General features: G+C 61.3%; 19 protein-coding genes. 9 read left to right on the top strand and 10 right to left on the bottom strand.

Going from position 1 to position 19,684, the window contains the following annotated elements; translation table 11 throughout:
- Positions 1-114 precede the first annotated feature (114 nt).
- Complete coding sequence (locus G9X64_RS17920; protein WP_171377103.1) at positions 115-597, top strand: DUF992 domain-containing protein; 483 nt, start codon at positions 115-117, stop codon at positions 595-597.
- 93 nt (positions 598-690) lie between these two features.
- Here G9X64_RS17920 and G9X64_RS17915 read toward each other — a convergent pair whose 3' ends face one another.
- The 6 genes from G9X64_RS17915 to G9X64_RS17890 form a co-directional block, all read right to left on the bottom strand.
- Positions 691-2,085: an NAD(P)(+) transhydrogenase (Re/Si-specific) subunit beta gene (locus G9X64_RS17915; protein WP_168308606.1), complete on the bottom strand. Its 1,395-nt coding sequence runs from the start codon at positions 2,083-2,085 to the stop codon at positions 691-693.
- 6 nt (positions 2,086-2,091) lie between these two features.
- Positions 2,092-2,490 carry a proton-translocating transhydrogenase family protein gene (locus tag G9X64_RS17910; RefSeq protein WP_003552830.1) on the bottom strand — a complete coding sequence of 133 codons (399 nt, stop codon included), beginning with the start codon at positions 2,488-2,490 and terminating at the stop codon, positions 2,092-2,094.
- Positions 2,490-3,638, bottom strand: a complete 1,149-nt coding sequence (locus G9X64_RS17905) for a Re/Si-specific NAD(P)(+) transhydrogenase subunit alpha (protein WP_171377102.1) — start codon at positions 3,636-3,638, stop codon at positions 2,490-2,492. The genes G9X64_RS17910 and G9X64_RS17905 overlap by 1 nt, the downstream gene beginning before the upstream one ends.
- A 154-nt stretch (positions 3,639-3,792) precedes the next feature.
- Positions 3,793-4,017, bottom strand: a complete 225-nt coding sequence (locus tag G9X64_RS17900; RefSeq protein ID WP_003542954.1) for an aa3-type cytochrome c oxidase subunit IV — start codon at positions 4,015-4,017, stop codon at positions 3,793-3,795.
- Between the two features lie 244 nt (positions 4,018-4,261).
- Positions 4,262-5,014 (bottom strand): N-acyl amino acid synthase FeeM domain-containing protein, encoded by a 753-nt coding sequence (locus G9X64_RS17895; RefSeq protein WP_168308608.1) that lies wholly within the window; start codon positions 5,012-5,014, stop codon positions 4,262-4,264.
- A gap of 145 nt (positions 5,015-5,159) precedes the next feature.
- Positions 5,160-7,463, bottom strand: coding sequence for a putative bifunctional diguanylate cyclase/phosphodiesterase (locus G9X64_RS17890; protein ID WP_171377101.1), 2,304 nt, complete (start codon positions 7,461-7,463; stop codon positions 5,160-5,162).
- 329 nt (positions 7,464-7,792) lie between these two features.
- Between G9X64_RS17890 and G9X64_RS17885 the strand changes: the two genes are divergently transcribed.
- A complete protein-coding gene (locus G9X64_RS17885) occupies positions 7,793-8,332 on the top strand; it encodes a TRAP transporter small permease subunit (RefSeq protein ID WP_029871859.1) in 540 nt (179 codons plus the stop codon).
- Positions 8,333-8,353: 21 nt separating this feature from the next.
- Complete coding sequence (locus tag G9X64_RS17880) at positions 8,354-9,847, top strand: TRAP transporter large permease (RefSeq protein WP_171377100.1); 1,494 nt, start codon at positions 8,354-8,356, stop codon at positions 9,845-9,847.
- Positions 9,848-10,194: 347 nt separating this feature from the next.
- On the opposite strand, the gene G9X64_RS17875 is transcribed toward G9X64_RS17880, so the two are convergent.
- Positions 10,195-11,301, bottom strand: a complete 1,107-nt coding sequence (locus G9X64_RS17875) for a TRAP transporter substrate-binding protein (RefSeq protein WP_168308612.1) — start codon at positions 11,299-11,301, stop codon at positions 10,195-10,197.
- A 292-nt stretch (positions 11,302-11,593) separates the two neighbouring features.
- Here G9X64_RS17875 and G9X64_RS17870 point away from each other — a divergent pair, with 292 nt between their 5' ends.
- The gene (locus tag G9X64_RS17870) at positions 11,594-12,373 is read left to right on the top strand and encodes a gamma-glutamyl-gamma-aminobutyrate hydrolase family protein (RefSeq protein ID WP_171377099.1); all 780 of its coding nucleotides are present in this window, start codon (positions 11,594-11,596) and stop codon (positions 12,371-12,373) included.
- Between the two features lie 68 nt (positions 12,374-12,441).
- Here the strand turns inward: G9X64_RS17870 and G9X64_RS17865 are convergent, their stop codons facing one another.
- From G9X64_RS17865 to G9X64_RS17855, 3 genes are all read right to left on the bottom strand, one after another.
- On the bottom strand, positions 12,442-13,398 hold the full coding sequence (locus tag G9X64_RS17865; RefSeq protein ID WP_171377098.1) for a 2-hydroxyacid dehydrogenase: 957 nt from the start codon (positions 13,396-13,398) through the stop codon (positions 12,442-12,444).
- Between the two features lie 29 nt (positions 13,399-13,427).
- The gene (locus G9X64_RS17860; RefSeq protein ID WP_129418993.1) at positions 13,428-14,450 is read right to left on the bottom strand and encodes a LacI family DNA-binding transcriptional regulator; all 1,023 of its coding nucleotides are present in this window, start codon (positions 14,448-14,450) and stop codon (positions 13,428-13,430) included.
- 119 nt (positions 14,451-14,569) lie between these two features.
- Positions 14,570-15,082, bottom strand: coding sequence for a MarR family winged helix-turn-helix transcriptional regulator (locus G9X64_RS17855; RefSeq protein WP_025396056.1), 513 nt, complete (start codon positions 15,080-15,082; stop codon positions 14,570-14,572).
- 85 nt (positions 15,083-15,167) lie between these two features.
- Between G9X64_RS17855 and G9X64_RS17850 the strand changes: the two genes are divergently transcribed.
- From G9X64_RS17850 to cysE, 5 genes are all read left to right on the top strand, one after another.
- Positions 15,168-15,956 carry a creatininase family protein gene (locus tag G9X64_RS17850; protein ID WP_171377097.1) on the top strand — a complete coding sequence of 263 codons (789 nt, stop codon included), beginning with the start codon at positions 15,168-15,170 and terminating at the stop codon, positions 15,954-15,956.
- Between the two features lie 145 nt (positions 15,957-16,101).
- Positions 16,102-17,214 carry a CobW family GTP-binding protein gene (locus tag G9X64_RS17845; protein WP_171377096.1) on the top strand — a complete coding sequence of 371 codons (1,113 nt, stop codon included), beginning with the start codon at positions 16,102-16,104 and terminating at the stop codon, positions 17,212-17,214.
- Positions 17,214-18,203 carry a WD40 repeat domain-containing protein gene (locus G9X64_RS17840; protein WP_171377095.1) on the top strand — a complete coding sequence of 330 codons (990 nt, stop codon included), beginning with the start codon at positions 17,214-17,216 and terminating at the stop codon, positions 18,201-18,203. The genes G9X64_RS17845 and G9X64_RS17840 overlap by 1 nt, the downstream gene beginning before the upstream one ends.
- 15 nt (positions 18,204-18,218) lie before the next feature.
- Complete coding sequence (locus G9X64_RS17835) at positions 18,219-18,716, top strand: GNAT family N-acetyltransferase (protein ID WP_171377094.1); 498 nt, start codon at positions 18,219-18,221, stop codon at positions 18,714-18,716.
- A gap of 120 nt (positions 18,717-18,836) precedes the next feature.
- On the top strand, positions 18,837-19,655 hold the full coding sequence (cysE, locus tag G9X64_RS17830; RefSeq protein ID WP_171377093.1) for a serine O-acetyltransferase: 819 nt from the start codon (positions 18,837-18,839) through the stop codon (positions 19,653-19,655).
- Positions 19,656-19,684: the final 29 nt, after the last annotated feature.

Raw genomic sequence — 19,684 nt, 5'->3', positions numbered from 1 at the left:
AGCGCCGCGTGTCTCTTCAGACGCGCTAAGGACGCTCTATCACTTTGAATCTGCATCCCGGAACAATCGCTACCTCCACCCGTTTCCGACAGGTCGTTCCAAAGGAGAAAGACCATGTTCAAGCAATCGATGATCGCAGCCGCGGCACTGACAGCCGCTGCCTGGGCGAGCCCGGCGGGCGCGGAAAACTATGTCACGCTTGGCCGTCTGGTTTGTGGATCGGATGGCGGCCAGGGTCTGATCGTCACCTCGCAGAAGAATCTTATTTGCACCTATACGTCGGCGGCCGGCGGCGCCAAGGCGGTCTATGCCGGCAAAATCGAGAAATTCGGCCTCGATATCGGCCAGACCGGCAAGAGCGTCATGATCTGGCAGGTGCTGGCAAAGACCGGAACGGATATTCCGCAATTCGCCCTTGCCGGCGAATATTACGGAATCGGCGCCGATGCAAGCATCGGTGCAGGCGCCGGCGCCAAGGTCATCGCCGGCGGCACCGACAAGGCCTTCATGCTGCAGCCGTTAAACGTCCAGGCTCAGGAAGGTTTGAACCTGGCGATCGGCGTCGAGAAGATGACACTCGTGCCGGGCGAGACTTGACGAAAGCGCAGACAGCGATTGCCGACCGTTGAGGCATGGGGATGCAGCCTATGAATCAAACAGCCGTCCGAAAGGCGGCTGTATTGGCGTTGATCAATGCGCGAGCGCCTTGTTGATATCTTCGGTCATCTTCTTCGCGTCCCCCAGCAGCATCATCGTCCCGTCCTTGTAGAACAGCGTATTGTCGATGCCGGCATAACCCGAGCCGAGTGAGCGTTTGACGAAGAGGCAGGTCTTTGCCCGGTCGACGTCGAGGATCGGCATGCCGTAGATCGGCGAGGTCTTGTCGTCACGCGCCGCCGGATTGGTCACGTCGTTTGCGCCGATGACATAGGCCACGTCGGCCTGGGCGAATTCCGAATTGATGTCCTCAAGCTCGAACACCTCGTCATAGGGAACATTCGCTTCGGCGAGCAACACATTCATGTGGCCCGGCATGCGGCCCGCGACCGGGTGGATCGCATATTTCACCTCGACACCGTTTTTCTTCAGATTGTCGGCGAGTTCACGCAGCGCATGCTGGGCCTGGGCGACCGCCATGCCGTAGCCCGGCACGATGATGACCTTCGACGCATTCGCCATCAGATAGGCCGCATCCTCGGCCGAACCGAGCTTGACCGTCTGGTCTGATGAGTCAGGTCCGCCGGACGCCGTCTCGCCGCCGAAACCGCCGAGGATGACGGAGACGAAGGAGCGGTTCATGCCCTTGCACATGATGTAGGAGAGGATCGCGCCGGAGGAGCCGACGAGCGCGCCCGTAATGATCAGCGCCAGATTGCCGAGTGTGAAGCCGATGCCGGCCGCAGCCCATCCTGAATAGGAGTTCAGCATCGAGACGACGACGGGCATATCCGCCCCGCCGATCGGCACGATCAACAGAACGCCGAGCGCCAGCGACAGCGCGACGACCGCCCAGAAGTCAAAATGGCTCTCGGTGGCAGCAAGTCCGATGATGAAGAGCACGATCAGCACCAGCAGGCTCGCATTGATCACATGCCGGTAGGGCAGCAGGATCGGCTTGCCGGACATGCGTCCGTCGAGCTTCAGGAAGGCGATGATCGAACCGGTGAAAGTCAGCGCTCCGATCGCCACGCCGAGCGCCATCTCGATGCGTGCCTCGGTGTGGATGTGACCGATCTCACCGATGCCGAAGGAAGCAGGCGTGTAAAGCGCCGAAGCCGCGACCAGCACGGCGGCAAGGCCGACCAGCGAATGGAAACCCGCGACGAGCTGCGGCATCGAGGTCATGGGAATGGTGCGGGCGACATAGGCGCCGACGCTACCCCCGATGGCAAGGCCAAGGACGATCAGCACGAAGCCGCCGAAACTCGGCGTCGCCAGCACCAGCGTCGTCAGGATCGCGATCCCCATGCCGATCATGCCGTAGAGATTGCCCTTGCGGCTGGTGGCCGGATGCGACAGGCCGCGCAGCGCCAGGATGAAAAGCACGCCGGAAACGAGGTAGAGGAAGGCTGCGATATTGGTCATCAGTCCTCACCGGTCCTTCTTGCGGTACATCGAAAGCATCCGCTGCGTGACGAGGAAACCGCCGAAGATGTTGACCGAAACGAGCACGAGGGCGACAAAGCCGAAGCCGGTTGCAAGCCCGCTGGTCGAGATGCCGACCGCCAGAAGCGCGCCGACGACGATGACGGAGGAGATCGCATTGGTGACGGCCATCAGCGGCGTATGCAGCGCCGGCGTCACCGACCACACGACGTAATAGCCGACGAAGATCGACAATACGAAGATGGCGAGCTGGAAGACGAAGGGATCGATCGCCCCGCCGGTCGCAGCACTTGCCGCTTCCGGTGCCTGGGCCGCTGCCGTGATGACGGCGGTCACCGCGTGGTCGAGCTGCTCCAGCGCTCTGTCCATTGCTTCACTGGCCATCAGATGTCTCCCTTCTTCGCGCCGCCGAAGGCGGGATGAACCACATCGCCGGCATAGGTCAGCATCGTCGCCTTGACGAGCTCGTCGTCGAGATTGACGACGACGCTCCGGGTTTCCTTGTTGACCATGGTCTCGAGGAAGGTGACGAGGTTCTTGGCATAGAGCGCCGAAGCGCTGGCTGCAACCCGACCCGGCACGTTGGCGAAACCGATCACCCTGACGCCTTCGACATCGGCGACCTCGCCGGGGACGACGCCCTCGATATTGCCGCCGCGCTCGACCGCAAGGTCGACGGCAACCGCCCCTGATTTCATCGAAGCGAGCATGGCGCGCGAAACGAGGCGCGGCGCCGCACGACCGGGGATCAGAGCGGTGGTGATGACGATATCCTGCTTGGCGATGTGTTCGGCAACCAGAGCCGCCTGTTTCGCCTGATAGTCGGCGGACATTTCCTTGGCATAGCCGCCGGCCGTTTCCGCCGCCCTGAACTCCTCGTCCTCGACGGCAATAAACTTGGCACCGAGCGAGGCGACCTGCTCCTTGGCGGCGGGGCGAACGTCGGTGGCCGAGACCGCCGCCCCGAGACGGCGCGCGGTCGCGATCGCCTGAAGACCGGCAACGCCGGCGCCCATAACGAAGACCTTGGCAGCCGGCACGGTGCCGGCCGCCGTCATCATCATCGGCATGGCACGGTCATAGACCGCCGCCGCCTCGATGACGGCCTGGTAACCGGCGAGATTGGCCTGGGACGACAGCACGTCCATGGACTGAGCGCGGGTAATGCGCGGCATCAGTTCCATCGCGAAAGCCGAGAGCCCGGCACTTGCCAGTGCCGCGATCGCTTCGTCATTGCCGTAAGGGTCCATGATGGCGATGATCACGGCGCCGCTTTTATAGCCGGAGATTTCCGATCCGCTGGGACGGCGCACCTTCAGCACCACATCGGCGGAGGCTGCATCCGCAAAACTGCCGATCCTGGCACCGGCGGCCTCGAATTCCCCGTCCGGAATGCGCGAAGCCGCACCGGCACCGGCTTCGACGATGACGTCGAAGCCGAAGCTCTTCATCTTCTTCACGGTCTCGGCGGAGGCGGCGACGCGCGTCTCCTCGCCCGTGTTTTCCCTTGCAACGAAAACGATATTGCCCAACTGCCCCCTCCTCCGGGTCAGCCAGACCGCCGCAGGCTTCCCTGTGCGGGCCAAGCACCTCATTCAAAAAGCTTCGGAGAAGCTCTCCTCCCCTCAGAGCGCCGTGCGTCCTTTCGGACGCCAAAGAACGCTCTGACCCTCTGAATCGACGCGATCAGCGGAGCAGGAAGATGCCGGCAGCGAGTAGAATGATGAAGACGAAGAGACCGCCGAGAAGGCCGGCGCCGCCGAAGAAACCGGCGGTCATTGCAAGCAGGAGGACAATGAGAAGCATCGAGCCGTATTTCGCGCTGGCGATGAACATGTCGTAGGTCTTTTCATGTTCCTTGTAATCCATTGGCGCGCCGGTCTCGACCGGTCCGGTATGATGTTCGGCCATAAATATCGTCTCCCTGAAATGCCTCTGCGCTGCCTAATTTCCCTCTAGGCGAGGGAAATCCCTACGTGCAGGGATTACACAATGACAGGCGAAAGCGCAATGCATGAGAATGCCGCAGGCGCGCTTGGCAACCGCGATGTCAGAGGCTCGGAACGGGACCTGAAGGACGGCTGATATCGCCTGTGTCTATCGCCACCTCACCTGCCCCGGCGGACACCGTCTCTCCGTCGGGGACAAGGGAAAATTACAGCGGCAGGTCGGTGCCGAGTTCGCCTTGCGGCACGAAACGCGCCGTCGGAATGATGGTGAGGGGCGGCAGCGTGTCGTTGGGATTGCGAGAAAACATCATGCGCTGCTCGCTGGCGCTGGAGATGAAGAAGGGATAACGCGTCAACAGCTTGCGCCCGACCTCGATCACGTTCGTGGCCATCAGCGTCACGTCAACCCCGTAACTCTCCGCCAGCCGACCGGGCACGATGGTATCGGCATAGAAGACCCGCTTATAGAAGGCGGCATGCGGGGGCCGGACGGACTGAATAACGCGGTCCGCCCGGAAATACGCTGCCGCAACGATGGCAGGTCTCAGCGTCAGATAGGGAACCCATGGCATGTCGGCGGTGAACTCCGGATCGACCGCGAAGCGCGCCGGGTCGATCAAGGTCAGCCCGGCGTCCAGAAGCTCATCCATCGCCTCGGGAAAGGCCTCTCCGGACCGGCTGATACGATGCTCCGGTGTCACATAGTGAATTCGGATCGTACTGACCAGTTCGCCATAATAGTACAGACCGAAGATATAGGCATGACTGTCGAAATCGACATCGTCCAATAGCCCTTCCGGGGCAAGCGACAGCGCGTCGTGGGCCTTGTAGGCCTTGTAGCGCAGCCGCTCCACTTCCTCCATGTCTTCGCCGCTTTCGACGCGGCGATACTCTACATTATCCAGAATTTCCAGGATTTTCCTGCTGAAATCGCCACGCGTAAAAAGTGTGTCTGACATTCTCTCGATCCGCTCGTTAACGGATCATTAATCATACGCCGGCGGCATATAGGCAAGAAAATCTAAGAATTTGCGTTGGATTTAAATTATTAAGGTTAACGGGGCGCAAGATTTTCGGCTGGATAACCAGTCACTTGCAGGCGGCTCAGGCGACCTTGTTGCGACGGCGGGGGACGGTGCGGCGGCCGATTCCCTCGTGCAGCAGCCTGATGTTCTGGGAAGGCACCGGTTGCGAGAAAACATAGCCCTGTACCAGATCGGCGCTGCGGTGTTTGTTGAGCAGGGCCAGCTGTTCCTCGGTCTCTACGCCCTCGATCACGATCTTCAGGCCGAGTTCCCGGGCGAGATGGACCGTACCGCGCAAGAGCTTGAGGCGGCGGGTATCCTCGACGATGTTGCGCACGAAAGAGCGATCGATCTTGACGATATCGAGCGGCAGCGTGTCGAGATAACTGAGGCTGGAGAAACCGGTGCCGAAATCGTCGATGGCAATGGTGATGCCGCGGGACCTGAGCTCCGCCAGGATGGCGCGCACTGCCGCCGGCTCGTCGATCAGGCAGCTTTCGGTGACTTCGAGATGCAGCCGCGCCGCATCGAGGCCGGAATGGGCAAGCGCTTCGGCGACCACCGAGAGAATATCGGCATCGCGCAGATCCCGCGCCGAGAGGTTGACCGAGACGGCGATATGTTCCGGCCAGGTCATGCATTCGCTGCAGGCCTTGAACAGCACGAAGCGGGTGATGTCGGAGATGATGCCCATATCCTCGGCGAGCCGGATGAAGACGTCGGGCGGGATCGAGCCCCTCTCCGGATGCACCCAACGCGCCAAGGCCTCGGCACATTCGATCTGCGAGCCGTCGGCCCGGAACATCGGCTGGAAGACGAGATGCAGCGCCTGCGCCGAGACCGCGTCGCGCAGATCCGCCTTCAGCTTCTGCTGCTCGATATAGCGGCCGTCCATCTCCCGCTCGAAGCCGGAAATGCCGCCCTTGAAGCGAGACTTGCTTTCGAACAGGGCAAGATCCGCCTTGACGCTCCATTCGTCCATCGCGAACGCGTCGCTTTCGAGAATCGCATAACCGGCGCTGAGCGAAACGAGAAAAGTCACTTCGTCGACCTCGTAGTGGCCTTGGATCGCAGCGTGAACGCGGCGGATTTCGCGGTCGAGCGAGGCCTGCTCCTTCGCACGCGGGAAGAACAGGATGAACTGATCGCCCATCAGCCGGCCGAGGATGGCATTGCCGGAGGCCTGCTTGATGCGGGCGGCGATAGCGCAGAGCAGATGGTCGCCGGTCACATGGCCGCGCATGTCATTGACATGTTTGAACTCGTCGATATCGAGCACCATGAAGCCGAGCGGCCCGTTCTTCTTCGGATACTTGGCAAAATACTCCTGCACCAGCTGGCCGAAATATTCCCGGTTGGGCAGGCCGGTCAGCGCATCGAAGCGCACCATGTGCAGGATCTTCTGCTCCGCCTTCACCCGGCTCGACACGTCCTCGAAGATCAGCACGGCGCCGCCGTCGGCCCTGCGGCTGGCGGAGAATTCGAGCGACAGGCTCTCGGGAAAATGAATGAGCGTGCGCGACAGGCTGCCCTCGGCGACCTGGGTGAGCTGGCGCAGGATGAGCTCCGGCTGCGAGGCATCCATGAAGCTGTACCGCGCGCCGTAGCGGAGCACGGCGCCGAGATCGCGGTCCTTCAGCCGCTCCGGCGCACCGATCTTCAGAAGCTCGCAGGCCTTGCGATTGACCACCTGGATGCGGTTTTCGGCATCGACCATGACGAGGCCGTGCGGCATGTTGTTGAGCGCCGTATCGAAACGGTCGGCGATGATGGTGATCTCCCGGCGCGCAATGACATTCTCATAGAGAAACTCGCGCACGCCGTTCGCCATGGCCCGCGTCGTCAGCCAGAAAGGAATGAGGAGGATCGACAGCACGCCGCGATAGAAATCCAGCACCAGCAGGCTGCAGACGATCATCGGCAGGCAGCAGAAGAACGTCTGGAGGTCGACTGCGAAACGCGAGCCGTAGTTGCGGCCGACGACGGAAACCATAGTCGCCATGGTGACGGAAATGCAGGCAAGCTCCGCAAAGGAATCACGCACGACGAAGATGGCGTAGCCGCTGGCGATGCCGAGGAGCGCGGTAGTGCAGGCTCCAGTGGCAACGAGAATCCGCTCCCAACGCTCGATTCCGGCACGCGACAGGCTCTGCTTGTCGACACGATCGAACTGCCGGAAGATGGCCATGCGACCGCTGAAGACCAGAAGGAAGGCGACCGACAGCAGGATGTAGATGGAGTACTGCGTCTTGGCAGCCACTGCAAGGCACGTCGCAACATGCACGATCACGCCAACAAGAAGCGTCATGCGGTTCCCGGAAAGGGAACTCACAAACGACAGATAAACATCTATAGGGACCCTGTTCGGGTTATCTGGCTTCATCCACACTTTCCCTGTGCGCGGGAATTCTAAGCCCAACCCTTTAAAAATTGATTTCAATGGAATCAAACATTTGGTCAAATTTTCTAAAACCACAGGATGAACTGCACAGCCTACGCGAGTTAATGCAGCCTACCGGCGAGATTACTGAAATAATTTATCCACGCTTGGGTTGTTGAAATATTCGACGGCCATATGGTCCGACCTGCGCATCTAAGACTATACTCCAACGCGAGGCATTTATCCTTCCAATTTCAAAGGCCGTGGTCTACATCGATTGCAAGAGGGAAAAGCTGCCGGAAAACCGGCGGGACAAGAACAAGGGGAGGCGAATGTCGGTACTTCTGGCCGCAAGCCGGCTGATCGATTCGATCAGTCAGTTCATGGGCAAACTTTCCGAATATATGGTGCTGTTCTGCTGCCTGATCAGCGCCGGTAACGCCATCGTCCGTTATGCCTTCAACTACAGTTCGAACGGCTGGCTGGAGATCCAGTGGTATCTCTTCGCCTTCGTCGTCATGCTCGGCGCCTCGCATGCGCTGCGCAACAATGAACATGTCCGTGTCGATCTGATCTATGGTTCGGTTTCCGACAGGGCGAAGATCTGGATCGACATCGTCGGCCTCATCGTCTTCCTCCTTCCCGCATGCGTCTATCTCACCTGGCTGTGCTGGCCTTTCTTCGCGCTCTCTTACCATCAGGGCGAAATTTCGGGCAATGCCGGTGGGCTGATCCGCTGGCCCGTCAAGCTGATCCTCGTCGCCGGCTTCGCGTTGCTCTCCCTTCAGGGCCTCTCGGAACTGGTCAAGCGGATCGCAGCGCTCACCGGCTATATCAGCATCGATACGAAATACGAAAAACCGCTGCAGTAAAGCGGGCTGGGAGACACGGATTTGTTTGATTTCGGCATCATCCCGCCGGCCATGTTCCTGGGCATGGTCATCTTCATGCTCTACGGCTTTCCGGTCGCCTTTTCGCTCGCCGCCGTCGGCTTGTTTTTCGCCATCATCGGCATCGTCACCGGCCATTTCGGCGAGGTCTTCCTGCAGGCTCTGCCGCTGCGCTTCTTCGGCATCCTTTCCAACGACCTCCTGCTCGCCATCCCCTTCTTCACCTTCATGGGCGCGGTGCTGGAGCGCTGCGGGCTGGCCGAGGACCTGCTCGAAGGCACCGGCAAGCTCTTCGGTGGCATACCAGGCGGCCTCGCCTATGCCGTCATCCTCGTCGGCGCCGTGCTCGGCGCGATCACCGGCACGGTGGCCGCCTCCGTGATCACCATGGGGGTGATCTCGCTGCCGATCATGCTGCGCTACGGCTACAACCCGCGCCTTGCCACCGGCGTCATCGCCGCCTCGGGCACGATCACCCAGGTGATCCCGCCCTCGCTCGTGCTCGTCGTCCTCGCCGATCAGCTCGGCAGGTCGGTCGGCGACATGTATCTCGGCGCGATCGGCCCCTCGATTCTGCAGGTGACGATCTTCGTGCTCTTCATCCTGGTGACGTCGATCGTCCGGCCGAAGTCGATGCCGCCGCTGCCGAAAGAGGTACGCGGCGATTTCAGCTGGGCTCTGCTGGTGAAGGTGCTGATGGGCATGGTCCCCTCGATCGTGCTGATCTTCCTCGTACTCGGCACGATCTTCATGGGTCTTGCAACGCCGACCGAAGCAGGCGCGCTCGGCGTCGTCGGCGCCATTGTGCTTGCCGCCATGAATCGCCGCCTCACCTGGCCGCTGATCCGCGAAGCCATGTCGTCGACCACGCACATCACATCCATGGTGGTGATGATCCTGATCGGCTCCACCTGTTTCAGCCTGGTCTTCCAGGGCATGGACGGCTCGCGCTGGATCGAGCACATGCTGTCGGGTATTCCCGGCGGGCCGGTCGGTTTCCTGATCTTCGTCAACATCTTCATCTTCGTGCTCGCCTTCTTCCTCGATTTCTTCGAGATCGCCTTCATCGTCATTCCCATGCTCGCTCCCGTCGCCTCCAGTCTCGGCATCGACCTGATCTGGTTCGGCGTCCTGATCTGCGTCAACATGCAGACCAGCTTCATGCATCCGCCTTTCGGCTTCGCACTCTTCTACCTGCGCTCGATCGCCAGCAAGGACGTCAAGACCTCGGATATCTACATGGGCGCCCTCCCCTGGGTCGGCATGCAGCTGATCCTGGTGGCGATCGTGATCTTCTGGCCGCAATCCGTCACCTATTGGCTGGATCACGGCCCGAAGGTCGACCCCAACTCGATCAAGATCGAAATCCCGGGCTTCGGCGGCCAGCTCGGCCTGCCGCCAATGGGCGGCGGCGACAATGGCTCACCGCAGATCCCAGGCCTGACCCTGCCGCCGTTGAACGGCCTGCCGGGAGCACCGCCGCCACCGGCCAAATAGAGCCTTTCCGGGTTAGATTGAAGCATTCTGCCGGAGCAGGTTTTCGTCAGGGCGAAGGCGATTGGCGAAGGGCATACCTCTTGGTACGTCCGAGCCGATCGCCTTTGATCCTGGCGGAAAGATGCCCGGCCCTTCGGGTTGGCTGAAACGGGCCGGCTGATCGACCGGCCGGCTTGGCCGTAGAGCCGGGCTACGACACGCGCCGGCCGGTCGACCATCCAACTCCGTTTGAGCTAACAGAATGCTTCAATCTAACCCGGAAAGGCTCTAGTCCAGCAATAACAAAACCCCGGATCGAGATCCGGGATTTGTTATTGCGCTCGTCTGAAGCGTCGACGGCGGAGAGCTTAAAGCTTTCCGGCCCGCTGCTGGATCATCATGAACGTATCGAAGGTGTATTCCGACAGCTGCATCCAGAGATAGGCATCCCGCTTGAAGGCGGTTTGATCGTCGTAGATCTTCTTGAAGTACTGGTTCGTGCCCGAGATTTCGCTGTAGATGCCCGTCGCCGCCTGGAAGCAGGCTTCCATGATCTCCTGGCTGAACGGCCGCAACGTCGCGCCCTCCGCGACCAATTGCTTCAGCGCGGTCGGGTTCTTCGTATCGTATTTCGCCAGCATGTTGGTGTTGGCGAAGGCACAGGCGTCGGTCAGCGCTGCCTGGTACTGCTTCGGCAGAGTGCTCCACTTTTCGAGATTGAAGAAGGCATGAACCGTCGGGCCGCCTTCCCACCAACCAGGATAATAATAGTATTTCGCCACCTTGTGGAAGCCGAGCTTCAGGTCGTCATAAGGGCCGACGAATTCGGCCGCATCGATCGTGCCTTTTTCCAACGCCGGATAGATGTCGCCGCCGGCGATCTGCTGCGGGATGACGCCGACCTTTTCCATGACGCGGCCGGCAAGGCCGGCAATGCGCATCTTGACGCCCTTGAGGTCATCGAGCGTATTGATTTCCTTGCGGAACCAGCCACCCATCTGGGCGCCTGTATTGCCGGCCGGCAGGGCATACATGCCCTGCGTGGCGTAGAACTCGTTCATCAGTTTGTTGCCATTGCCCTCGTAGAACCAGGCATTGGTCAGGCGGCTGTTCAGTCCGAACGGAGTAGCCGTTCCGAAGGCATAGGCTGGATCCTTGCCCACAAAATAGTAGGAGGTGGTGTGCGCTGCCTCGACCGTGCCGGCGGCCACCGCATCGACGGCCTGCAGGCCGGGTACGATTTCACCGGCCGCAAAAGGCTGAATCGTGAAATTGCCGTCGGTGGCGGCGGCAACATGCTTGGCGATGTCCTCGGCGCCGCCATAGATCGTATCCAAGCTCTTCGGAAACGACGATGTCATGCGCCACGCGATCTTCGGATTCTCCTGCGCGATCGCAGGCGCTGCCAATGCCGTTGCGGCAACCGCACCAGCGCCGGCGGTTCCCGCCTTCTTGAAAAACGAACGACGATCCATCAAAAACCTCCCGTATAGATGGTACTGCGCGGCGATCTTCACCCCTACCCGCAGCAAGGGCAAACCTAAGCATGGCGGGGGCCGCGATTCAAGCTTTAGTCTATTAGCCTTTGGCATCAAGACGGCAATAAGGCAGCCCGTATGCGCCTATCAAAATCAGCGGCTTAGCCGCAAATTGGAGAGCTTCGGCACCGCTTCCGCCGCAATTTGGCCACCTCACGAAGCCAAGCGTTGACTTGACGACCGTTCTGGCGGCAGAAACGGTAAACACAAAGAATTCACCGGGGCTGATATGACGAAACCGATCGTTGCCATTCCTGCCGATATCCGCAGCTTCGACGGCGCAACCTGGCATGCCGTGCAGCATCAATATCTGCGTGCCACATTGAATGCTGCCGGCGTCATGGCCTTCATCATCCCCGCCTTCGAGGAAGGCTACGACACGGATGCGATCCTCGACCGCGTCGACGGCCTGCTGGTGTCCGGCTCGGCCAGCAATGTGCACCCCTCGCTCTACGGCACAGAGGTGAATGACAAGGACGGGCCCTTCGACCCCGCCCGCGACGCCACCAGCCTACCGCTCATCCGCCGCGCCATCGACCGCGCCATCCCGCTGCTTGCTATTTGCCGCGGCATCCAGGAGCTGAACGTCGCCCTCGGCGGCTCGCTGGCAAGTGAGATCCACGAGCAACCCGGCATCTGGGACCACCGCCGGCCGGAAGGCGTCGATCGGGACGGCATGTACGCCATTCGCCAGACCGTCCACGTCAGGGAAGGCTCCTGCATCGCCGGCATTCTCGGTCCGGGCGAGATCCGCGTGAATTCCCTGCATCGCCAGGCAATCGCCAGGACCGCCCCACGCCTGCAGGTGGAAGCGATCGCCGAGGACGGCACGGTGGAGGCCGTTTCCGTCATCGACGCCAAGGCCTTTGCAGTCGGCGTGCAATGGCATCCGGAATATTGGGCTGAAACCGACAAGTCTTCGAACCAGCTGTTCGCCGCTTTCGGCGACGCCGTCCGCAGCTATGCCGCGGCCAAGCTGCCGGTCATCCCCGCGCAGGCGATCGCCTGACTCCAGGCGCCCGCGAAGCGCTATGTCTGTGCTTGGCAGAAAGCATTGTCCGCCGAGCCAATCCGCGCCTAAGCCTTCTGCGGCGTCTCCGGCACCGGCGTCAAAGCCGCACCCTTCTCGAACCAGGCAATGAGATTGTCGGAGACGAGATCGGCCATTGCATTGCGTGTCGGCACGGACGCGGAGGCGACATGCGGCAGCAGCACGGCATTGGTCGGTTTCAGCAGGTCGGCCGGCACGGTCGGCTCTTCATAGAAGACGTCGAGACCGGCAGCCCCGAGCGCGCCGGAAGCAAGCGCGGCACTCAACGCCTCCTCGTCCACCGTCCAGCCGCGGCCGACATTGACGAGAATGCCGTCAGGGCCGAGCGCTGCCAGAATATCGGCATCGATCGTCTTGTGCGTCTGCGGCGTCTTCGGAACGATGGCGATCAGCGTATCCACAGCATTCGCCAGCCCCTTCAGCGTCGGGTGATAATCGTAGGACACATCGGCATGGCGCGAACGCGTGTGATAACTGATTTTCACCTTGAACGGCTCCAGCCGCTTGGCGATTTCGAGCCCGATGCGGCCAAGTCCGTAAAGCCCGACATGGCGGCCCCTGAGCGAGAAGCGCGACAGCGGATAGGCCGTGCCCGGCTTCCAGTTGCCGGATCGCAGCCAGGCTTCGGCCCGCGGCAACTCGCGGACCGTGTTCAGCAGCAAGCCGATCGCCGTGTCGGCGACCTCATCGTTCAGCACCTCCGGCGTATTGGTGACGACAATGCCTTTTTCGGCGGCATGTTTCACATCGACGCCGTCATAACCGACACCGAAATTGGCGACCACCTCGACATTCGGCAGCTGGTCCATCCAGGCGCCCGGGAAGGAACCAGACACGGCGACGCCGCGGATGCGGCCGGCAATCTCGCCGTCGAGCGCAAGCTTCTCCTCGCGCGGAACAGCGATAATCTCAAAACGATCCTTCAACCTTTCGAGAACACGCTCGTGTATCTTCCCAGGAACGAGAATGGCGATGCGGGACATGGCTTTTCCTCTTGGATGGCGGTCGTGGTTCAGGCGCGCGGCCGATGGGGACTGGTGGACTGGCGAATGCGCATTTCCGGTTTGATCAGATGCATGCCGTCAGGCTCATGGCTGCCGGCAAGGCGATCGAGCAGCGCCCGGGCGGCCAAGCGCCCGACCTCGGCCTGACCATTCCAGACGGTCGTCAGCGCAGGCGTAGCGATCGACGCCTCCTCGAGATCGTCGTAGCCGGTGACGGAAATATCGCGTCCCGGCACCAGGCCGGCGCGCGCAATGCCGTTCATCAGGCCGATCGCCACGAGATCGTTCCAGCAAACGGCGGCGGTCGGCTTCTGCGGCAGCGAAAGGAAATGCACTGCAGCCTCGAAACCGCCCTGCTTCGAGCGCGGACCGGGAATCCGCAGGTTCGGATCGACCTCGATGCCGGCCTTGCGCAGCGAATTGACATAACCCTGGTAGCGATCGCGGCCGGTGGATGTCTGGTCGGTGCCGCCGATCATGGCGATCGAGCGATGACCGAGACCGATCAGGTGGTTGGTGGCAAGCGAGATGCCGTAGCTGTCGTCGCCGCGATAGGTCGGCAGGTCCTGCCCATCCATCGAGCGCGCGACCAGGATCGCCGGCATGCCGTTGTCTTCTGCCAGTTGCACATCTTCCGGCGGCGTACCGATCGCCGGCGACATGATGACGCCGTCGCCGCCGAGCTGCAGCAGCGTCTCGATGAAAGTGCGCTGCTTTTCGACATTGTCGTAATGGTTGGAAAGGATGAAGGTGTGGCGGCTGCGGTCGAGCTCGCTTTCGATCGCTTTCAGGATCTCGCCGTAGAAGGGGTTCATGATGTCGTGCACGACGACGCCGATGATGCCGGAGCGCGAGGTGCGAAGGCTGGCGGCGCGGCGATTGTAGATATAGCCGAGAGCGCGCGCCTGTTCCTTGATCTTCTCCCGGGTATTGCCGGCGACAAGTGGACTGTCGCGTAAGGCAAGCGATACGGTCGCCGTTGAAATGCCGAGCGTTTCGGCGATTGTCGAAAGCTTGATCTTCTGGACCACGTGTCCTCCTCCAGGCAGCACGCAAGACAGTCAAGACCCCGCCGTCAAACCGGCGCGGCCCTTAAAATGTTTAATTAAAAGATTTAATCGATGGAAGCAATTCGTCTTTCAGGGAAATTTCAGTCTTCGTCCGGTTCTTCGATATGAATGGCTTCGGCCTGCAGATTGGCATCGATCGCCTTCAGCAGGCGGACGAGATTGCGAATTTCCTTCTCGGAGAACTCCTGCGTCGCCAGCCTGTCGCAGGCCGAGGCCGCCATCTCGATCCCCTGCACGCTGCCGCGGCCGAGTTCGGTGAGATAGACCTTGGTGAGGCGCGCATCCTCCGCATCGGGCTTGCGCTCGAGAAAGCCCTGCGCCTCCATGCGGCCGATCGTGCGCGTCATTGTCGGCGCCTTGACCCCAAGCTTCTGGGCAAGACCACCAGCCGTCATGCCGTCGCTCTCGGCAAGCGAGAGAATGACGCCGTCCTGGCCGGCATAGAGGCCACTTTCGAGCAGGTTGCGCGAAAGCACCGTCCGCATGGAACGCGCCGCCTGGGTGAGCGCCGGGGAGAGATCGACGAGCGTATACTCGGTCTGGTCCTTCTTCTTGGACTTGTTCTTTTTGCCGTCCTTATGCTTCTTTCCCATAGCCATCCCTTTGATCTTTAAGCCCCGACGCCGCTGCGATATGACATTGCCCAGGATCTCGTCATAAACAAGAGGCAACGACCGGATGATGACACCTTCGCCGCGCTTCGAGGACCGCAACCCGGCCTTTGCACCTGACGGACGCCATCTGATCGTCGTGCTGCCGCTCGGCGCCCATGAACAGCACGGCCCTCACCTGCCCTTCGAAACCGACACTCTGATTGCCGAAGGTATCGCCGGGCGATTGAAGATGGCCTTGCCCGCCGGCCTGCCGGTCACTTTTCTGCCCGCCGAACCTGTCGGCTATTCCATAGAGCATGTGGATGTTCAAGGAACGAAGACGCTTGCCTTCGACGAAGCGGTAAACCGCTGGCTCGGCATCGCCGAGGGGCTGGCAAAGCAGGGCATCCGCAAATTCGTGATGCTGAACGCCCATGGCGGCAATTCGCCCGTCATATCAGTCATTGCGACCGAGGCACGTGTCCGCTTTGCCATGCTGGCGGTGGCGACGAGCTGGACCCGTTTCGGCGTGCCGGATGGCGTGGTCACGCCGGAGGAAAAGGCGATCGGCATCCATGGCGGCGATATCGAGACCTCGGTGATGCTGGCGCTTCATCCCGATAAGGTGAATATGGCGAAGGCGACGGACTTTTCCTCGCGACAGACGGAATTCGCCGAGCGCTTCAAGCATCTGCGCGCCTACGGGCCGCACGCCTTCGGCTGGAAGATGTCGGATCTCAACACGCAAGGCGCCGCGGGCAACGCCGCGGCCGCGACGGCAGAGAAGGGTGAGGCACTGATTGCCCATGCGGTGAAGGGACTGGTGGAACTGCTCGAAGATGTCGATGCCTTCGACGTCGAACAGCTCCGGTGAAGGCGGGCCTGCGCCGCGCAAACGATGTGATCTTATAACATTATAAAACCCTTTGAACTGCCACGCTCAAGCCATTATATGAGACCAACCGTTCAAGCAGCCGATCCCAAGCCGCTCGGCCGCACGCCTAATCCTAGAGGTTCTCATGACCGACGCGATCTCCACCCAGAAGCCTATTCCCGTTACCGTGCTCACCGGTTATCTCGGTGCCGGCAAGACGACATTGCTCAACCGCATCCTCTCCGAAAATCACGGCAAGAAATATGCGGTCATCGTCAATGAATTCGGCGAAATCGGCATCGATAACGACCTGATCGTCGAGTCGGACGAAGAAATCTACGAGATGAACAATGGCTGCGTCTGTTGCACGGTGCGCGGCGACCTGATCCGCGTCGTCGAGGGCCTGATGCGCCGCCCCGGCCGCTTTGACGGCATCATCGTCGAAACGACCGGCCTTGCCGACCCGGTGCCGGTCGCCCAGACCTTCTTCATGGATGACGATGTGCGCGCCAAGACCGAGCTCGACGCCGTCGTCGCCCTCGTCGATGCCAAGCACCTGCCGCTGCGCCTGAAGGACAGTCGCGAGGCCGAGGACCAGATCGCCTTCGCCGACGTCGTCATCATCAACAAGAGCGACCTCGTGACCCCGGAAGAACTTGATGTGATCGAGGATATCGTCCGCGCCATCAACCCGGCCGCCCGCGTCTACAAAACCAGCCGCTCCGGCGTCGACCTCGCCCGCGTGCTCGATCAAGGCGCCTTCAACCTGGAACGCGCGCTCGAAAACGACCCGCATTTCCTTGAGCACGGGCATGACGACCATGTCTGCGGCCCCGACTGCGATCATGACCACCACCATCATGACCATGATCATCACGGTCATCAGCATGGTGACCACGGCCACGACCATCATCACCATGGCGCCCATCAACATGGCGCGATGTCGGCGATCCACGATGTGACGGTGCAGTCGGTGTCGCTGCGCGGCGGCGAGATGAACCCGGAGCGCTTCTTCCCCTGGATTCAGAAGATCACCCAGACGCAGGGGCCGAATATTCTGCGTCTCAAGGGCATCATCGCCTTCAAGGACGATCCCGAGCGTTACGTCGTTCAGGGTGTGCACATGATCATCGAGGGCGACCATCAGCGGCCGTGGAAGGAAGGCGAAAAACACGAGAGCCGTCTCGTCTTCATCGGCCGCGAACTCGACCGTGAGAAGCTCGAAACATCCTTCAAGGCCTGCGAGGCAGCCGCCTGATGCCGACAGTTGCACCGCTTGATCTCGACGGCCACGTTCTGGCCGTCGAATTTTTAGGTGATGTTCCCTTCTTCGCAAGCGCAAACGGCACGTTTCACCGGCTGGACGGCGGCGACAGGGTTTCTGAAGCCCATCAAGGCATGCTCACCGCCATCCGCGATCCCTACAGCGAGAGCCTGATTTCGGGCGGCGAAGACGGCAAGGTGCTACGCATTGCCGCCGACGGCAGCGTCAGCGAGATCGCAACCGCGCCGCGCAAATGGATTTCGCAGGTGGCAGCCGGCCCGCAGGGCGCCGTTGCCTATTCCTACGGCAAGAGCTCGCTCGTCCGCCTTGCCGACGGCACGACCAAGGAATTCCCCGAAGAGCGCACGGTCGAAGGCCTTGCCTTCGCACCCAAGGGCCTGCGCATCGCGGCCGCACGCTACAACGGCGTGTCGCTGCACTGGATCGGCATGAATGCCAAGCCGATCGATCTGGAATGGAAGGGTGCGCATACCGGCGTCACCTTCTCGCCTGATGGTAATTTCCTCGTCACCACGATGCAGGAAAACGCACTGCACGGCTGGAAGCTCGACATCAAGCCCGGCACCGAAGCCCGCCACATGCGCATGACCGGCTACCCCTCCAAGGTGAAATCGCTCTCCTGGTCGGTCAAGGGCAAGTGGCTCGCGTCTTCAGGCGCGCCCGCGGCAATCGTCTGGCCCTTCCAGGGCAAGGACGGGCCGATGGGCAAGGCGCCGCTGGAACTCGGCACCCGCGCCAATATCATGGCGACCGCGGTGAAATTCCATCCGCTCGAAGACATCCTCGCCATCGGCTTCATCGACGGCATGATCCTGGCCGTGCGCATCGCCGACAGCAAGGAAGCGCTGCTGCGCCGACCCGGCAAGGGCGCGATCACGGCGATGAGTTGGAGCAAAAACGGCAAGCTGCTCGCCTTCGGCTCCGAAGTCGGCGACTGCGGCGTCATCGATATTTCGGCTTGAGGCCCGTTGCCGGCGATGGACGACGCCTTGACGGAACCCGAAATCATGGCGCTCACGGCCGGTCACATGCAAGCCGCGGCCGGAATCAGACGTGTCGCCCTGTGGCAAAGGCTGCCTTGGCTGCCGGATGTGCATACGCCCGAGGAAGAGGAGCAGTACTGGCGCATGCATCTGCTGCCGAATTGCTCGATTTTCGGCGCCGCCATGGGCAACCGGCTCGTCGGTGTCATCGCCTATGGCGACAACTGGATAGAGCAGCTTTACGTTCTCCCCGGTTTCCAGGGCATGGGCATCGGCTCTGCACTCCTCGGCTGCGCCAAGGAGGAGATGAACGAGATCAGGCTCTGGACGTTTCAGCGTAATGCAAGCGCTCGCAGCTTCTACGAACAGCACGGTTTTACCGCCGAGGAGGAGACCGATGGCGCCGACAACGAAGAACGGGAGCCTGATGTGCTCTATCATTGGCGCCGGCTTCCGGAGCTGACACCTCGCCTGCAGCCATCCGGGGGTTAGAATATGCTATCGGACCCAAGGCCGTAGTATATCGGGGATTGCCAAACGCCGTGCCCGGGCGAAACATGAACCACGAGCAGGAAGCGCTTTGCGCTGCCGTGGCTGACAGAGGAAACGGAAATGTCGAAATCGACCCGCCTCGGTTTAGCCGGGCCACAGCCGCAGCCTTTGGCCGACGCATCCGTCTGGGCCGTGATCCGCGCCGAGGCGGCCGAGCTCGCCGCGCGCGAGCCGATATTGCAGCGGCTGCTTGCCGCTCAGGTAACGGACACTGCCAACAACGATGAGATCATCGCCCGCGTGCTGGCCGCGCGGCTCTCCGTAGCGCAGGTGGAAACGGGTGATCTGTTCGATCTTATCCTGTCAACACTTGATGACGATATCATGCGGAAGGTCGAGGCCGATCTCATCGCCGTGCGCGAGCGCGATCCGGCCTGCACGACATTTCTGCACGCGCTTCTCAATCTGAAGGGCTTTCATGCGCTTGAGACGCATCGCATCGCCCATGCGCTCTGGATCGCCGGCCGTCCGGAGATCGCCAGTTGGCTCGCCAATCTCGTTTCGTTGGTCTTCGGCCCGGATATCCATCCGGCGGCATGGATCGGCGCATCCATCATGCTCGACCACGGTTCGGGCATTGTCATCGGCGAAACGGCTGTCATCGAGGATGAAGTGTCGATCCTGCAGAACGTCACACTTGGGGGCACCGGCAAGGAGACCGGCGACCGCCACCCGAAGATACGCCACGGCGTGATGATCGGCGCCGGCGCCAAGATCCTCGGCAATATCGAAATCGGCGCCTTCAGCAAAGTTGCCGCCGGTAGCGTTGTGCTCAAATCGGTGCCCGAGCATTGCACGGTCGCCGGCGTGCCAGCCGCCGTCGTACGCATCCACCGCGCCGATGAAATACCCGCCGAGACGATGGACCAGAACATCTAGGATCGCTCCGAGATAAAGAGTTCGGCCCT

The sequence above is a fragment of the Rhizobium sophorae genome (genome assembly GCF_013087515.1).
Lineage (GTDB): Bacteria > Pseudomonadota > Alphaproteobacteria > Rhizobiales > Rhizobiaceae > Rhizobium > Rhizobium sophorae.
Note: the sequence above shows the minus strand (reverse complement) of the source record. Positions and strands in the feature narration are given on the sequence as shown.

Coding starts and splice junctions, on each gene's coding strand:
- G9X64_RS17870 (WP_171377099.1), top strand. CDS start 11,594: ATGACGAAACCGATCGTTGCCATTCCTGCCGATATCCGCAGCTTCGAC.
- G9X64_RS17850 (WP_171377097.1), top strand. CDS start 15,168: ATGATGACACCTTCGCCGCGCTTCGAGGACCGCAACCCGGCCTTTGCA.
- G9X64_RS17865 (WP_171377098.1), bottom strand. CDS start 13,398: ATGTCCCGCATCGCCATTCTCGTTCCTGGGAAGATACACGAGCGTGTT.
- G9X64_RS17895 (WP_168308608.1), bottom strand. CDS start 5,014: ATGTCAGACACACTTTTTACGCGTGGCGATTTCAGCAGGAAAATCCTG.
- G9X64_RS17920 (WP_171377103.1), top strand. CDS start 115: ATGTTCAAGCAATCGATGATCGCAGCCGCGGCACTGACAGCCGCTGCC.
- G9X64_RS17855 (WP_025396056.1), bottom strand. CDS start 15,082: ATGGGAAAGAAGCATAAGGACGGCAAAAAGAACAAGTCCAAGAAGAAG.
- G9X64_RS17845 (WP_171377096.1), top strand. CDS start 16,102: ATGACCGACGCGATCTCCACCCAGAAGCCTATTCCCGTTACCGTGCTC.
- G9X64_RS17840 (WP_171377095.1), top strand. CDS start 17,214: ATGCCGACAGTTGCACCGCTTGATCTCGACGGCCACGTTCTGGCCGTC.
- G9X64_RS17890 (WP_171377101.1), bottom strand. CDS start 7,463: ATGAAGCCAGATAACCCGAACAGGGTCCCTATAGATGTTTATCTGTCG.
- G9X64_RS17910 (WP_003552830.1), bottom strand. CDS start 2,490: ATGGCCAGTGAAGCAATGGACAGAGCGCTGGAGCAGCTCGACCACGCG.
- G9X64_RS17900 (WP_003542954.1), bottom strand. CDS start 4,017: ATGGCCGAACATCATACCGGACCGGTCGAGACCGGCGCGCCAATGGAT.
- G9X64_RS17835 (WP_171377094.1), top strand. CDS start 18,219: ATGGACGACGCCTTGACGGAACCCGAAATCATGGCGCTCACGGCCGGT.
- cysE (WP_171377093.1), top strand. CDS start 18,837: ATGTCGAAATCGACCCGCCTCGGTTTAGCCGGGCCACAGCCGCAGCCT.
- G9X64_RS17885 (WP_029871859.1), top strand. CDS start 7,793: ATGTCGGTACTTCTGGCCGCAAGCCGGCTGATCGATTCGATCAGTCAG.
- G9X64_RS17875 (WP_168308612.1), bottom strand. CDS start 11,301: ATGGATCGTCGTTCGTTTTTCAAGAAGGCGGGAACCGCCGGCGCTGGT.
- G9X64_RS17915 (WP_168308606.1), bottom strand. CDS start 2,085: ATGACCAATATCGCAGCCTTCCTCTACCTCGTTTCCGGCGTGCTTTTC.